At 66.8% G+C, this 13,869-nt stretch carries 15 protein-coding genes; 3 read left to right on the top strand and 12 right to left on the bottom strand.

Annotated elements, in window-relative coordinates:
* Positions 1-249 precede the first annotated feature (249 nt).
* Positions 250-1,410 (top strand): hypothetical protein, encoded by a 1,161-nt coding sequence (locus tag ACZ1HC_RS04740; RefSeq protein WP_472698967.1) that lies wholly within the window; start codon positions 250-252, stop codon positions 1,408-1,410.
* Positions 1,411-1,420: 10 nt separating this feature from the next.
* Here the strand turns inward: ACZ1HC_RS04740 and ACZ1HC_RS04745 are convergent, their stop codons facing one another.
* The 3 genes from ACZ1HC_RS04745 to ACZ1HC_RS04755 are packed head-to-tail and all read right to left on the bottom strand — an operon-like array spanning position 1,421 to position 2,566.
* Positions 1,421-1,855 carry a DUF6362 family protein gene (locus tag ACZ1HC_RS04745; protein ID WP_472698968.1) on the bottom strand — a complete coding sequence of 145 codons (435 nt, stop codon included), beginning with the start codon at positions 1,853-1,855 and terminating at the stop codon, positions 1,421-1,423.
* Positions 1,848-2,048, bottom strand: a complete 201-nt coding sequence (locus ACZ1HC_RS04750; RefSeq protein ID WP_472698969.1) for a hypothetical protein — start codon at positions 2,046-2,048, stop codon at positions 1,848-1,850. Before ACZ1HC_RS04750 ends, ACZ1HC_RS04745 begins: the two co-directional genes overlap by 8 nt.
* Positions 2,045-2,566: a crossover junction endodeoxyribonuclease RuvC gene (locus ACZ1HC_RS04755; protein WP_472698970.1), complete on the bottom strand. Its 522-nt coding sequence runs from the start codon at positions 2,564-2,566 to the stop codon at positions 2,045-2,047. The genes ACZ1HC_RS04750 and ACZ1HC_RS04755 overlap by 4 nt, the downstream gene beginning before the upstream one ends.
* 648 nt (positions 2,567-3,214) lie before the next feature.
* On the opposite strand from ACZ1HC_RS04755, the gene ACZ1HC_RS04760 reads away from it, so the two are divergent.
* Both ACZ1HC_RS04760 and ACZ1HC_RS04765 read left to right on the top strand, forming a co-directional pair.
* The gene (locus ACZ1HC_RS04760) at positions 3,215-4,825 is read left to right on the top strand and encodes an AAA family ATPase (protein ID WP_472698971.1); all 1,611 of its coding nucleotides are present in this window, start codon (positions 3,215-3,217) and stop codon (positions 4,823-4,825) included.
* Between the two features lie 5 nt (positions 4,826-4,830).
* On the top strand, positions 4,831-5,700 hold the full coding sequence (locus ACZ1HC_RS04765; RefSeq protein ID WP_472698972.1) for an HNH endonuclease: 870 nt from the start codon (positions 4,831-4,833) through the stop codon (positions 5,698-5,700).
* Between the two features lie 115 nt (positions 5,701-5,815).
* On the opposite strand, the gene ACZ1HC_RS04770 is transcribed toward ACZ1HC_RS04765, so the two are convergent.
* The 9 genes from ACZ1HC_RS04770 to ACZ1HC_RS04810 form a co-directional block, all read right to left on the bottom strand.
* Complete coding sequence (locus tag ACZ1HC_RS04770) at positions 5,816-8,407, bottom strand: VapE domain-containing protein (RefSeq protein ID WP_472698973.1); 2,592 nt, start codon at positions 8,405-8,407, stop codon at positions 5,816-5,818.
* Between the two features lie 8 nt (positions 8,408-8,415).
* Positions 8,416-9,735, bottom strand: coding sequence for an ATP-dependent DNA helicase (locus ACZ1HC_RS04775; protein WP_472698974.1), 1,320 nt, complete (start codon positions 9,733-9,735; stop codon positions 8,416-8,418).
* A complete protein-coding gene (locus tag ACZ1HC_RS04780) occupies positions 9,732-10,481 on the bottom strand; it encodes a hypothetical protein (protein WP_472698975.1) in 750 nt (249 codons plus the stop codon). Before ACZ1HC_RS04780 ends, ACZ1HC_RS04775 begins: the two co-directional genes overlap by 4 nt.
* Positions 10,478-11,275, bottom strand: coding sequence for a hypothetical protein (locus tag ACZ1HC_RS04785; protein ID WP_472698976.1), 798 nt, complete (start codon positions 11,273-11,275; stop codon positions 10,478-10,480). Before ACZ1HC_RS04785 ends, ACZ1HC_RS04780 begins: the two co-directional genes overlap by 4 nt.
* The gene (locus ACZ1HC_RS04790; RefSeq protein ID WP_472698977.1) at positions 11,272-11,487 is read right to left on the bottom strand and encodes a hypothetical protein; all 216 of its coding nucleotides are present in this window, start codon (positions 11,485-11,487) and stop codon (positions 11,272-11,274) included. Before ACZ1HC_RS04790 ends, ACZ1HC_RS04785 begins: the two co-directional genes overlap by 4 nt.
* Positions 11,488-11,498: 11 nt before the next feature.
* On the bottom strand, positions 11,499-11,726 hold the full coding sequence (locus tag ACZ1HC_RS04795) for a DUF6511 domain-containing protein (RefSeq protein ID WP_472698978.1): 228 nt from the start codon (positions 11,724-11,726) through the stop codon (positions 11,499-11,501).
* A gap of 140 nt (positions 11,727-11,866) precedes the next feature.
* Positions 11,867-12,097, bottom strand: a complete 231-nt coding sequence (locus ACZ1HC_RS04800; protein WP_472698979.1) for a hypothetical protein — start codon at positions 12,095-12,097, stop codon at positions 11,867-11,869.
* Positions 12,098-12,176: 79 nt separating this feature from the next.
* Entirely contained in the window at positions 12,177-12,944 is a 768-nt protein-coding gene (locus ACZ1HC_RS04805) for a hypothetical protein (protein WP_472698980.1), read from the bottom strand.
* 22 nt (positions 12,945-12,966) lie between these two features.
* Positions 12,967-13,824, bottom strand: a complete 858-nt coding sequence (locus ACZ1HC_RS04810; protein ID WP_472698981.1) for an ATP-binding protein — start codon at positions 13,822-13,824, stop codon at positions 12,967-12,969.
* Between the last annotated feature and the right edge of the window lie 45 nt (positions 13,825-13,869).

Here is a 13,869-nt window from a genome sequence, read left to right on the forward strand (position 1 = left end):
CCGTAAAACAATGGCTTGGCTGCCTGGACCCCGGCTGGACCCCGGAAGCCAGCCCCGGTGTCCACCTCGGGATCAGCGTCGGTTCGCCTGAGCGCACGACCCCGAGTATATCGCCATGGATAGCGTCAGCGGGGCGATCCGTCTCGCCTTGCGGTGTCTCGCAGGAAATTGTCTCATCTCCGCAATGGCGCTTGACATCAGGGGGCGCCAATTCGCCGAAAAATCGCGTAGCCGGGGACGTGGCTGAAAATGGAAACGCTGGATAGGAGCCGGTTCATCGCCGTCTTCAGCAAGTTCAACGATGACCTGCGAGCTTACAATGGCAGCCAGTTCGTATCGTTCACCACAGGGGTTCCAGCGAAGTGGGAGAGCTACAAGGCCATCATAAGGAACATCGCGCTCCAACGCCTCGAGGCAGATGAATGGACCACCAACGACGTCGGCAGCGGAAAAATCCTTGCGGCAGTAATCCGCGCGATCGAAATCAAGGAAAGTCAGGACCTCAGGAACAATCTTGTACCGTGGGAACCTCGACACAATCAGCCGAGCGAAACGGGCCGGCTTCGCGAAGAACTCGGGAACGGCCCCGCACGCCAACGCTTCGAGCGTCACGTATTCGACCTCTTCCGGGAGCGGCGAGAGCCCGCCGACATCCTCGACGATCTCGTCGATCTGATCGGTCGTCGCTACAGCCTGATCGCGTATCTGTTCTACGTCTTCGATGACAACCGGTTCTTGCCGATCGGCACCACCACATTCGACAAGGCTTTCGAGCAACTCGGAATTGACGTTCGAACCACCGGTCGATGCTCGTGGTCGAACTACCAGGAGTTCATCGCGGCGGTGCGCTCTGTCCGAGCAGGGCTGACCAGCTGGGTCGGGGTCAAGGAAGTCCGCCTGATCGACGCGCATTCCTATCTCTGGCTGTTGGTGCGCCTGCCGCAGAAGATCGAACAGATGCAGCAGCAGGGCTTGCAGCGGCCCGGTGATCTCAAGGCGGCTATGATCGGCCTCGCTCAGAGCGTGATCAACCGCGTCGGCAATGCCAACGGGCAGTCAGTCGAGCGGGTGGTGAAGAACAAGGAGCTCTTCGGGTTCTCTTCGACGGAAGCGTTCTATGATTTTCTGTGCCAGGCGTGGGAAGAACAGGACGGGCGATGCTCACTGACAGGTCTGCCGATGCTGCTGCCGCAGAAAGGACGCCCGGTTACCGAATTGGTGGTGTCGATCGACCGAAAGGACAGCGCAGGCCACTATTCGCCGGAGAACATCCAGCTGACCTGTTGGTTCGCCAATCGCTGGAAGGGGACGCAGGCGGATGGCGATTTCGCTGCGCTGATCGATATTCTGCGTAGGGGCGAGGATGCCCAAGGCGATTATCCGCACCACTTTGGGGCCATCACGGAATAGCGGTGTACCTTCAGACACCCGCGCTTGATGCTCGCGCCACCACGAATTCCATCGACCGCTTCTTCGGCACCCGCCTCCCGTTCAGCCGCCAGACGATCACCGCGATCCCGTACTGCCAGCGCCGGTTCGCGGTGGCGCGGCTGATGCCGAGTTCCCAGCAGATCGGCTTCCATGGTTTCCGGTTCGCCCGGAGCCACAGCAGGCGCGCATCGGCTGGGTCGAGCCAGCGTAGCCAGAGCAGAGCATCCTCGGCCTGCGTGATGTCACGCGGGCCGGGCTTCGGCCGACGGGTCTTCGGCTCCTGACCGACCTGGTCGGCAAAGCTGTGAAAGTACTCGGGCCAGGCGTTGAAGTAGCCCTGCGGCTTTACCTCGGGCAACAACTGGAACACGTCGGCCGCGCTCTCGAGCCGGTCCTCGACCATGGCGGGGTTCCAGTCAGCCATTCGCGGCCTCCCGGTCGTCCGCCCGAGGCCCATACAGCTTCTCGCCCAGCTGACGCACCAGTTCCCGCTCCGGCCAGGTCAGGCGGTGATCGTCGACGGAGACGGCGAGCACGCCTTCGTCATGCCAGCCATCGCGCTTCACCTGATCCGGATCCCGGCGCGTGCCGCCGTAGCCTTTCGGGTGCCACCTCATCCCAAGCCCCCGTTCGTCTCGATCGCCCAGTGCAGGATGGCGATGGCATCGGCCTCGTTGTCATCGGTGGGGCTGAACCCACGCGCCCGCGCGGCGGCGATCATCGCCTCCTTGGGAGCGTTGCCCTTGCCAGTGGCGTGCCGCTTGATCGTGCCGACCGGAACGCCCTGGTAGGGAACGCCGCGCAGTTCAGCCCACGAGGTCAGGGTTGCCATCAGCCCGCCGTAGATGTGGGCCGCGTCGGTACCAGCGTGGCGGCGCACCTCCTCGAACCAGATCGCGGCGATGGGCCCGGACAGCCGATCGAGTTCGGTCAACCAGTTGGTGAAACGGAGGTAGCGCATGCCGCCACCGTCGAAGCGTCCGGGCCGGAAGCTGACCGTGCCGCTGGTGGTCAGTCCTTCATGGCTGCGGAGCGCCCAGCCGGTCGTGGTGCCGAGGTCGATGGCGAGGATGCAGGACCGGCTGATCGCGCCCGGTTCCGGGCGGACGTCCTGCGCGAGGATCGGTGTGTTCATCGTGAAGGCTCACAAGCTGTGGGCCTTCGGCTTTGGTCACCGCAAGATGTAGCATCCGGCAGACCGGCGCCAAAGCGAAAACGACCGTGGACGCTGCGGCCGGCGAAGACCGACGCGCTGCCCGTCCCGGTCCCAACCTCCGACCGCGTGGTCCCAACCTTCGAGAGGGTTGGGACAGCCCTTTATCGTTTCGCTCCAATGACTTGAATGGATGTGGTCCCAACCTCGGTGTCCCCAACGGGGGTCCTTCTCTTTTCGTATAGAAAAACATGTTTCCGACCTTTTCCGTTCTCCCACATGAATGTGTAGCAAAAGGTTGGGACCACAGGGTGAGGTTGGGGACACCGTTGTTTTTGAACGGCTTTTCGTGTCCCCAACCCCCTCGGGAGGTTGGGACAGGGTTGGGACCGCCAGGGGGTTGGGACAGGGTTCCAGACCCACGCCAGCCTCTGCCTGCAGCGCTGAAGAGAGAAGCTGCGCGATGCTGGCTGTGGTGCCGAACGTCGGACATCATCGGAAAGCTGGCGCCGAACGGTCTACACAGGTTAAGTCGACGCTGAAGAAGTCATCAGTTTCCACCGCCTACATGAGGTAATCAGCGATTTGGCCATAGCAATCGAGCCACCATCAAGAAGTCTTCTGAAGCGTATGGAAGCGAGATTCGCGCTGCAGCAGGACAACTGGGACGATTACAGTTTCAGAACGCTGTACCATCTGCACTTCCGGCATGGCGACGACCCGGAAGACGTAACCTACGTGGGCGGGGTAAAGATCCTACGTAAAGGTCAGAAGGCCGATGGAAAGCGGCGAATTGAAGAACCCTTCAACAAGCTTTCAAAGGATTGGATCTCGGTCGGTACCAGCCTCGACTACTATCAACGGATGAATGAGCTGCCCCGTGCCAGACGCAGGGCAATCATGAACTCCCTGAACGACGCGGTGGCGCATCCCGAACTTGTTCCACTCTTCGAGGATGAAGACGGGTGGAAGACCTCGCTTTTCCGCGACAATCCCGACTGGCGCAACTTCCTCAACGACGCACGCGCGCTCTTCGAGGGCAACTTCTCGGCCCTCGCGGACATCGAGCAGACATTCTCCTACACGCCAGCCGGCGCGGACGAACCGATCGAGTTCGATTTCGGCTCGCCCGAACCTCCCGGCTACGTCGGCCCCTATCGTCGCTTAGGTCCCGGGCGACGCAAGACGTTGCTCCCCGATCGCATCGTCGTGCTTGTCGGCCGCAACGGATCGGGCAAAAGCACACTGCTATCCCGCCTCGCCCACGTGGCATTCGCTTCGCCGCAGGATAGGGCCACGAAACGGTTGAAGGCACTAGGCACCCTCCAGCCGGCGTCGATCGGCTTCATGCGCGTGATTACAATTTCATACAGCGCCTTCGACAGCTTCACCGTGCCAGGTCTCGACGCCAAGGATCTTTCGCAGACAGCCGAAGACCTAGCCAGTGGCGAGGGACGATTCGTCTTCTGCGGGCTGCGAGACGTCGTCGCGGAGGCCCGGGCGGACGTCGAGAAGGACGAGGCTGTCAATCTAGATGACGACGGCGATGAACCGGTTGAGCGGCGGACGACAACCCGGCTCAAGCCGGTCGATCAGCTCGCTGACGAGTTTGCGGCGCTGATCGCGCGTATCCGCCGGCAGGAGGGCGTCGAGCTGCTCGAAGCGGCGCTGGAGCCTCTGCTTGGCGACCCATCGTTCGCAGAGCTAGAGGACCAAGTGGGCAGATTGACAGCGCGGAGCAGGTCGGCGCGATCCCTCTTCTTGGGCTGGAGTACAGGCCACAAGATCGCTCTGCACGTCGTGGCCTCGCTTGTAGCGCACGCGCAGCCGCGGTCGCTGGTACTCTTCGATGAACCAGAGGCCCACCTTCATCCACCACTGATGGCGGCGCTGATGCATTCGGTGCGCATCGTGCTGAACGAATTGAACGCCCTGTGCGTCGTTGCCACGCACTCGCCGGTGCTTCTTCAAGAAACGCTCTCGCGCCACGTCAGGCGAATACGCAGGACAGGCAAATCACTTGAGATTAGGCAGCCCGGTCTCGAGACGTTCGGCGAAAACGTGGGTGTCCTCACCTACGACACGTTCGGGCTCACGGCATCCAGCACAGACTTTCACAAGGTTCTGGACCTACTCGTCGAGGGCTGCGACTCGATCGAGGAAGTAGATGCCCTGTTCGATCCCGGACTCAGCGCCCAAGCCCGGGCCTATGTCCTCACGCAGTTCGCGCGCAAGGGATGAGGAACTTGCCGGAACCCAACCGGAACAGCGAACGGGCCGACCTGAGGAAGGCTGTGCGCGAATACCGGTATCGCAAGCAGACTTTCGGCCACGCTATCACCGACGACGAGGTGGAAGAGGTTGTGGCTCTCTATGACCTCTACGAACAGGGCCGGGGCGCACCCTGCGCGGAACTCAAGGGGCCCGACCTGCCCGACTCGCTGCGCGAGACGATCCATGCCGCCTACGCGAAGACCCAGCTTGGACGTACACTGCAGCCTTTACGTGAAATGCTCTTCAAGGGCGTGGATCTCTGCCCGGTCTGCGGCATCGATCCGGCTACCGAACTCGACCACCATCTGCCCCAGTCGGAATTCAAACCGCTTGCGATCCACTGTCGAAATCTCGTACCGATGTGCCACGCCTGCAACCATGCCAAGCTGGCCGGCTTCGACGAAGACGGTGAGGGCTTTCTCCACCCCTACTATGACCTGCTGCCGGACCTAGACTTCCTGATTGCGACCGTCGAAATCGATGGACCAATCTTGGTCGTTTCCTTCGGGATCGACCCAGCGGCGGCGCTACCAGCCGGCTTCGCCGACAGGCTCACCGCTGGGATGGAGACGCTGAAGCTGGAGGCGAGATATCAGCAAGAGGTGAACACCTACGTCGCCTCACACGCGGCGGCTTTGCACTTGGCGCATCGCGCTGAGGGCCAAGTCGGAGTTCGGCGAACGCTGCGGCTCCAGGCCCGCTACGAAACTAAAGCGTTCCATCGAAACCATTGGCGGCCTGCCCTACTGCGCGCGCTCTGCGCACATGACGGGTTCACTGATGGAGGGTTCGCGGCAGTTCTGCCGATCCAGAACGACATGCTCAATGACTTGGACGGTTGACCCAAAGGGCACCTACAGCCAACGGTTGAATAATCGCAACCGAACCACATGATCGGCGCGCGAAACGGACGCAGTCCCTGGCCGCTCGAGCGGCCACAAGGGCCGTGATGGATACCTACGTGGACTGCCGTCGATACCGCCACTCCCGCGGCGCCTCACGGCCGCCCTCGTCGCGCCGTCGGTACCGCTCCCAGCCGTTCGCCTTGAGGTAGGCCGAGACGCGCATCTGGTCGCCGCGAGTCCACCGCGCCGCTTCGAGCCCGATGGCTTCCTCCAGGATCTCGCCGACCGACACATCTCTCAGCGGCTCCTGGCGCGGAACGCTCTCGGTGCGGGAGTTGCCGTAGTCGGGGAAGCCGTCGGAGACAGTCCGGATCTCGTGCGTCAGCCAGTGCTCGATCAGGTCGTCCCAGGCGTCGGACTGGTAGCGGCGGTCCTGTTCCTCGCGGGCTTCGGCCAGCAGCGCCGGGTCGTCGATCCACCAGATCGCGCCGGCGCGAAAACGGTGGACGGCTTCGGCCCACAGCTGATCCCGGTCGCGGGCGAGCGCCGCGATGTCTATGGCGCCGCAGCGGAGCGGCCAGAAGCGGCGGTTGCCGGTCTCGTCACGAAGATAGGTGTCGGGGTTCACGGTGCCCGCGAAGACGCATTGGCGCGGGACCTCGACGGTGTAGCGCCCGTAGGGCGGGCGGAAGCGGTCGGTGGTCCGCGTCAGGAACGCCTTGATGCGCGAGACCTCGGCGCGGCCGATGGCATCGAGTTCGGCGATTTCCACGATCCAGACACCCTGCATGTGCAGTGCGGCGTCCTTCGAGCCGAGTTCCGGCAGCTCGTCGGTGAACCACTCCTCACCGGCGAGCACCTTGATCGCGGTTGATTTGCGCGCGCCCTGCGGCCCCTCGAGGATCAGCATGTGGTCGGCCTTCACGCCGGGCCGGTATATGCGGGCGACGGCCGAGATCAGCCAGAGCGCGCCGATGGTGTGATGGAACGCCGTCGGCTCGGCGCCGAGATAGGCGCTGGTCCAGGTCTCGATCCGGGGCGTGCCGTCCCATTTCAGGGTGTCGAGCCAGTCGCGGACGGGATGGATGCGCAGCTCGCGTGCGACGGCGCCGACAGCACGGCTCACGACCACCGGCGCCACGTTGATGCCGCGCAGCTGCAGCCATTCGGCGGTGCGGATGTCGTCGGCGTCCTCCCAGGGGCGCGGCAGGGAGGCGGCGGCGCAATCCCACGGCAGCGGCTGGCGGACCACGATCGCCTGCCCGAACTCGTCGAAGGCGAGAACGCCGGCGAAGGCAGGATCGGAGGTCAGCGCGACGATGACATTGGCCTCGTTGCGCTCGGGCGCGCCGGCGAGGTCGAGCCGGAGGCGCCTGAACCAGACGGGTTTCGGGATCGGCGCGTGCGGGTCGCCGGTGGCGTTCACGCGGCGGCCGAGTTCGGCCAGCTGCTGGGTCAGGACCGAGATGCCGATGCCGGTCGCGGACTTGATCCGCGCGATGACCTGCCGTTCGGGCAGCGGATCGAGCCTCGCCAGCGCGATGCGCCCGAGCAGCGTGGACAGGGCTTCGAACTCGGGCGGGTTAGTCAGCGTCTCGGCCGCGGCGATCAGCGTTGCGGGATCGTCAGCGGAGGCGACGATGGGCGTGGCCGTCTCCGGCTCCACTGGATCCCCGGCCTGTGGCTCCGGTGTGGTGTCTGTTGCGAGCGCATAATCCTCGGCGCGAGCGCCGCGCAGAAGGTCGTCGTTGAAGTCGTCCCCATGGAGCGGTCCAACGATCTCGTTCGGGATGTCGGCCCGGTTCAGACGGTCCGAGAGCGTCGCAGCCGCCTGGCGCCCGGCGTCCCCGGCATCGGCGTAGATGGTGATGCGCCGGGTGTCCTCGGGCCACTGGAACCGCGCCAGACCGTCGGCCGATAGCGCCCCCCAAACCGGCGTGCCGAAGATCGCGTGGGCCGCCAGCGCGGTCTCGATCCCCTCCGCGATGCCGATGTGTCCGTCCTCCGGAATCGGGAAGAGCCGGACCGCGGCGTCCTTCACGCTGCCAAGCATCTTCTTGCCCGGGGGCGCCTTGGCGCTGCCGTCGTCGAGCAGGAAGGTGCGGTGGATGCCCGGCGCGCGCTCCCCGTCCGGCAGCCGCAGGATCGCGATGAGGCCGGGCCAGCCACGGCAGCTGTCGAAGTCCGGAAGATCGGGATGGAACAGCAGGTCGGGCGAGCCGGGATCCGAGACCCCGCGGGCGCGCAGATAGGTCTCGCCAGGCGTACCCGCGATCGGCACGGCCCCGTCGACCAGCCGCGCGATCTCGGCGGTATGGTCGGGGCGCGCGCGCATGGGCGACGCCGGCGCGGGCCGCGGCGCGGGATGGTCGATCCCCGCGAGCCGCGCCGCCTCGTCGAAGAGCGCGCCGTCGCAGAGCCCCGTCGCCTGCGCGATCAGGTCGATGGGGCCGGCCCGCTCGCCGGTGGCGTAGTCGAAGCCCCAGCCGGCATAGGGTCCGTCGAGATGGATGGTGCAGGAGCCCTCCTTGCGCGGCGGGCGCCCGGAGAGGTCTGCGCAGCGCAAGGATCGACGGTCCCGCGCAAGCCGGGCCTCGGGGAAGAGCCCCGGCAACCAGTCGGCGGCCGTGCAGGCCAGCCGCTCCTTCACGGCCGCGAGGTCGTGCCGGGTCTTCGGGGCCGCGATGTCGTTGAGGTCGATCATCGCGCCCCTCAGGCAAGCAGGACGAGCCCGCGCTCGGCCCGGGTGATCGCGGTGTAGAGCCAGCGGCGGCGGTCGATCTCGCTGCGGCCTAGCCCGTCGTCCCAGACGATCACGTTCTCCCACTGCGAGCCCTGCGCCTTGTGCGCCGTGATCGCCCAGCCGAAGGTCGCCTCGGTCAGCAGGCGCTTCTCCTTGTAGTCGCGGTCGTGGCGCTTGTCGTCGTAGGCGACATGGTCCTCGAAATGCCCCTTGTAGATGCGCAGTCGGCCCGGGCGACCGTTCTGATCGGGCTCGCCGATGTGACGCCCGTCCTCGTCGTGCACGACGGCGGAGAAGTGGAGGCTGCCTTCGTCGACGATGTCCTCGAGCGTCACGAACATCCCGTTGATCAGCCTCAGATCGTTCTGGTTCTTCAGGCAGATGATCTTCTCGGCCGGCCCGGTAGGCAGCCAGGTCCCGCCGAGACCGGCAGCCGCGCGCATGGCGTTGTTGATCTGCAGCCGCGTGGCGTTCAGCCCGCAGATCAGCTGGCCGCCGCGCAGGGCCTGTTCCGGCGTGATGTCGCCCTTGCGGAGCTTGGCGACATGATCGTCGTAGACGCCGAAGCCGATGGGCCGCCCCTCGCGCGCCATGGTGGCGAGACGGATGATCGCGCTCTCGGCCGCCTGGCGGTGGATCTCGGTCAGCATCACGTCCGGCTCGTCGCGGGTGAAGGCGCCGTCGCCCCGGATCGGCGGCAGCTGACCGGGATCGCCGAGGACGAGGATCGGCTTGCCGAAGCTCATCAGGTCGCGCGCCATTTCCTCGCCGACCATCGACACCTCGTCGAGCACGATGAGCCGGGCGTCGGCCGCGTCGCTCTGCGGGTTCAAGGCGAAGCGCGGGTGCTTCATGGCCGAGAGCCCCTGGCGCATCGCCTCGATCGCGGCATCGGCCGTGGTGCGCGCGAACCCGGTCAGACGGAGCGCGTCGCGCTCGGCCAGCGCGATCTTCCGGGCGGCTTCCTCGATCTCCTCCTCGGTCGACTCGATCACCGAGTAGATCAGGCTGTGGATGGTGCGCGCCGGCGTGCCCTTGCGGGTCAGCACCAGCGCGGCCTTGCCGGTGAACGTGGCGGTGACGACGCCGGGCACGCAGCGGCCGTCCTTCGCGCTGCGGTGGGGCGAGAGGCCGAGTTCCTCGAGCGCGAACTTCAGCACGGTGGTCTTGCCGGACCCGGCATAGCCGAAGAGGCGGAACACCTGCTGCTGCTCCGTGCGGGTCTCGAACCACTCCTTGATCTCGCGGATCGCGGCGGCCTGCGTGGTGGATGGGGCGAACTCGGTCATGGCTGGGGTATCTCCACTGCGTAATCCTTGACGATCCCGCCGCGGGTCGGATCGCCCACCTCGCACTGGCGGACGAAGACCCGGCGCCCGTCGGCGAGCTGCCGCCAGTGACCGCGGCGGATGTGCCAGCGCGGGCTGGCGTGACTGCCGCCCTGCGGCAGCGTCGCGGCGCGCAGGCGGGCGGGATCGATGGCGACCTGGCGCCAGACCCATCCGCGCACGCCCTCGCGGGCCAGGCGGGACCGTTTCGCGAGCGACACCTTGCGGTCGCGGATGTCCGGGGACGCGCCGAGGATGGTCAGCGCGCGCCAGACGATGCCGGCGGCGACTTCGCCGTGACCGCGGACGGTCTCGTCGTGTCGCTCGGCCGGGTTGCCCTCGATCTCCGCCTTGCCGTCCGGATGCATCCAGATCCGCACGAGGCAATCCGTCCAGCCGCGCGGCGCCCGCTTGCGCATGAGGAACGTGGCCTCGACGAGGTCGCCGTCGGCGCGGGCGCAGACGATCAGGCCCGAGGGAGACGCGCGCTGCTCGCGCACCTCGAAGATCACGGACGGGTGCGGCAGCCGAAGCGGACCGGTAAAGACCCGGGTCATCGCGCGGTCGACGATATCGCCATCGAAGGCGGCCTGATCGTCGAAGAAGTAGATCGGCGCGAACTCCGCCGCTCCGAGCAGGTCGGAGCACCAGAACTGCTCGCGATGCGCGCGCACGATCCGCTTGAGCTCATAGGCGTCGGGGATCATCGCCGCTCTCCCCAGCACCGGACCGCCCATGCGCAGGGCGCGTGCCACTTGCCGGCCGCCATGCCGCCCCGGCAGAGGACTGCGGTGGGCTCGGCCGCGGCGCGCGGCAGCCATTCCCCGGCCTCGGAGGCCCGCACCACGGCGACGGCGCGATCCGACATCTCCTGCGCGAGATGCGCGTCGAAGGGCACGAGCTCGGCGTGCACCTCCATCGTGTCGCGGTTGAGCGCGGTGAACAGTGCCGGCGCCGGCAGCTCCATGTAGGCCTGATAGAGGGCGATCTGGGCGGCATAGACCGGCCGTGCGAGGCTGACGCCGCGCTTGACCACGTCCTTCCAGCTGGCCGCGCCGAGCGCCTTGTTTTCCCAGAGCGCGGGATAGTCCATGGCGACTGGGCCCGCGACGAGGCAGCCGTCGATATGGCCCTTAAAGCGGCCGCCGAGGGCCTCAAACCCGAACTGGCGTCCATCGGGTCGCTCGGTGCGCAGGTCGAACCCGGCGATCCGGAACCAGCCTGCGACGATGTCTTCGGCCCGGTGGCCCGCCTCGAAGATGCGCAGCGTGCGCGGCGCGAACTCCTGGCCCTCGTCCTTCGGCACCGCGAGGAAGTCGTACTGGATCTGGCGCAGGCAGTCGCGGCCGAGACCCGAGGAACTGACATAGGTGCGCGGACGCTCTGCGCGGTTGCGCGCGGACAGCGCCGTGTCGATGGCGGCGGACACGGATTCTGCGATGGGCGGGCGCCGCGCGTCGGCGCCGTAGAGGCAGCCCGAGCCATGGTTCAGGTCGATCATCGCTCGCGCTCCCAGAATCCGCCGGCCTGCGCGATGCAGGTCAGCTTGTGGAACTGCGCATCCGTCAGCCGGGCGCTCTCGCCGAACCGCGCCAGCTTCTCGCGGAGGCTATCGCAGAACTCGATCTCGAAGTCGGTGACGGCGTTCTCGGTGGCCGCCTCGAGCAGGTGCGACCAGCTGCAGGACACGGTGTCGTCGTTAAGGTCGATCATCGCGCGCCCCCTCAGAACGGAATGGGGTCGTCGAGGGCCGTGCCGGTGCGCTCCTTGCGCGCGGCCTGGTCCTGCATGCTGTCGATGTAGCCGGTGACCGCCGCCTCGATCAGGCGGTCGATGTCCTCGGCGCTGCGGTGGAAGAAGGGCTCCATGAGCCCGAGGTCGGTGAGCGCTTCGGCGAAGGGCGTCCGCGCATCGCGGATCGCACGGGCCTCGCGCGCGGTCTTGTCGATCATGCCGTTGTTCCTTTGGGCGATGGCGCTGCCCACGTCCTGACAGCGGCGCGAGCAGAAGCGGTGGTATCGGTGGCGATCCCAGCGGAGGCCGTGGCAGTAGCCGAAGCCGCGCGCCTCGCGGGCGCAGACGGCGCAGAGCGCTACCCGAGCAAGAAGGTCGCGATCGGGTCCTCGGGCGGCCAACCCGCCTTCTGGAGCTTTTCGGACTGGAGCACGATCCAGCGCGAGATCGCGTTGCTGGCCATGGCTTCGAGGTCGCCGAGGCTGAGGCTTGCGATGGGGGCGTGCAGTCTTCCTCGGGCCTCCAGCCATCGTCCGATCTCCAGCGCCGCTTCGCGCGTCACATGCGCCTGCCATTCATCCGGGGTCATCGGCCCGGCAGGATCGCGCCGGGCCTCGGGCAGCGGCGAAAGCCGATCGGACCTCCGCCGCCGTGCTGCCGACCGTGCCTCACCCATTGAGCCAGGCGGGCATGCCGGTCGCCGGCGCTCCGGACGGCGGGGACGCGGGCGACTGGTGGGCGGGCGGCTGCTGCGTGGGCTGCTGCGGGGCCGCAGCCTGCGTGCCCCAGGCCGGGGCCGTGGCGGGCGCTTGCGGTTGTGCACCCCATGCCGGCGTCGGCGCCTGCCAGCCCGGCGCCGGCGCGCTCGCGGCCTTGCGCGGCGGGGCGTTGACGGGCTCCGGGGACACGGTTTCGCCGCGCATGATCGGGCCGTGCTGCGGCTCGTCGGGCAGAACGACGTTCGCGATCCGGTTCTGGTCGCGGTACTGCGGGTTTGAGGCGGGCTCCACCATGATCCGCGCGGCGAAGACGATGCCGTCGAGATGCTTGAGCCCGGGCAGCACCCGCTTGGCCTTGGCGTCGGGGCTCTCGTCCCTGGGATCGAGCCCGAGAGCGCTGTCGACCATCGCCCGAAAGGTGGACTTCGAAATCTTCCAGCCGATCGACTGGCCCTTCTCGTCGACCTTGCCGCCCGCCACGGTGAAGCTCTGCCAGAACTTCCGTCGGGCATGCGGGCCCTCGAGGATGGTGAACTCGCAGTCCAGCATCTTCGCGTCGCTCGACTGCGAGGCCTTCAGGAGCTTCGCATCCATCGGCGTGGCACCGTCGACGCCGCCGGGGCGCACTGTCAGGCGGACCTTGGCGAAGGTGCCGTCGGGGATCAGCTCGCCAATGGGGGCCATCTGCGGCTGGGCGTCGTTGAGATCGTAGCTCATGGGTCTGTCCTTTGCGTCTGGATCAGGAGGGGATTGCGGATTGGGCGGGCGCGCGGCCGTCGATCTTCGCGATCAGCGCGCCGAGATCGGGCGCCTCGGTCACATCGAGGCGGCCGGAGCGGTCCTTGGCGGGAAGGCCCCAGGGGTTGCCGGAGCGGCAGACGAGGCGGCGCTCGGCGGAGGTATCGTCGAGGGTCCAGTCGCCCTTGGCGTCGCGGCCGAAGAGTTGCATCGAGACCACCTGATCGACGATCCCCGGTAACTCGCGCCCGGCCTTCGTGCCCTCCATCTGCGGCTGCCATGTCGTCGCGCCGAACTCGTCGGTGACCTTCTCGAGCACGCCGACGAAGATCACCGTCTTGCCGCGGGCATGCTGTAGGTGCTTGAGCGCCTGGATTACCTCGCGACCGAGCAGCCCATAGGCGCCGCGGATATCGGGCTTGCCGGTCCGCTCGGAGAAGGCCTCGGGCTGCTGGCGGGCATAGGCCATGGCCTGCCGCGTCAGGTCGGTGATCGAGTCGACGAAGACGATCCGTTTCCGGGCGAGAAAGTCCTCGATGCCGGTGCCGAGATACTGCTGCTGCAGCCAGGCGTGATACTCGGCGCCGTACCAGGACTTCGGATGCTGCGCGGGGTCATGCCCGCCGATCAGTACGGCGAGGTCGCGGAAATCGGTGAAGCTGCGCACCGGGATCGAGTCCCCGCGCCAGTCCTGCACCGACTTCATGCCGGCCTCGAGGTCGAGGCAGACCGTCTCCTCAGCGGGCAGCGTCTTCAGGAGCGTCGTCTTGCCGACGCCGGGCGGGCCGAAGATGGCGAGGGACGTCTTGTTCTCGGCGGCCGAGAGCCGTTCGTCGGCGGTGATGATGCGGAAGGCCATGGGGTTCTCCGGAAGTTGCGTTCAGGGTGCGCGGCGGCGGGGGTG

This window comes from Paracoccus sp. BR5-17 (assembly GCF_055693925.1).

Bases quoted from the DNA above. Each gene is read 5' to 3' on its own strand.
- ACZ1HC_RS04780 (WP_472698975.1), bottom strand. From the start codon at position 10,481: ATGATCCCCGACGCCTATGAGCTCAAGCGGATCGTGCGCGCGCATCGC.
- ACZ1HC_RS04760 (WP_472698971.1), top strand. From the start codon at position 3,215: ATGGAAGCGAGATTCGCGCTGCAGCAGGACAACTGGGACGATTACAGT.
- ACZ1HC_RS04805 (WP_472698980.1), bottom strand. From the start codon at position 12,944: ATGAGCTACGATCTCAACGACGCCCAGCCGCAGATGGCCCCCATTGGC.
- ACZ1HC_RS04775 (WP_472698974.1), bottom strand. From the start codon at position 9,735: ATGACCGAGTTCGCCCCATCCACCACGCAGGCCGCCGCGATCCGCGAG.
- ACZ1HC_RS04810 (WP_472698981.1), bottom strand. From the start codon at position 13,824: ATGGCCTTCCGCATCATCACCGCCGACGAACGGCTCTCGGCCGCCGAG.
- ACZ1HC_RS04750 (WP_472698969.1), bottom strand. From the start codon at position 2,048: ATGAGGTGGCACCCGAAAGGCTACGGCGGCACGCGCCGGGATCCGGAT.
- ACZ1HC_RS04755 (WP_472698970.1), bottom strand. From the start codon at position 2,566: ATGAACACACCGATCCTCGCGCAGGACGTCCGCCCGGAACCGGGCGCG.
- ACZ1HC_RS04740 (WP_472698967.1), top strand. From the start codon at position 250: ATGGAAACGCTGGATAGGAGCCGGTTCATCGCCGTCTTCAGCAAGTTC.
- ACZ1HC_RS04745 (WP_472698968.1), bottom strand. From the start codon at position 1,855: ATGGCTGACTGGAACCCCGCCATGGTCGAGGACCGGCTCGAGAGCGCG.
- ACZ1HC_RS04770 (WP_472698973.1), bottom strand. From the start codon at position 8,407: ATGATCGACCTCAACGACATCGCGGCCCCGAAGACCCGGCACGACCTC.
- ACZ1HC_RS04785 (WP_472698976.1), bottom strand. From the start codon at position 11,275: ATGATCGACCTGAACCATGGCTCGGGCTGCCTCTACGGCGCCGACGCG.
- ACZ1HC_RS04800 (WP_472698979.1), bottom strand. From the start codon at position 12,097: ATGACCCCGGATGAATGGCAGGCGCATGTGACGCGCGAAGCGGCGCTG.
- ACZ1HC_RS04790 (WP_472698977.1), bottom strand. From the start codon at position 11,487: ATGATCGACCTTAACGACGACACCGTGTCCTGCAGCTGGTCGCACCTG.
- ACZ1HC_RS04795 (WP_472698978.1), bottom strand. From the start codon at position 11,726: ATGATCGACAAGACCGCGCGCGAGGCCCGTGCGATCCGCGATGCGCGG.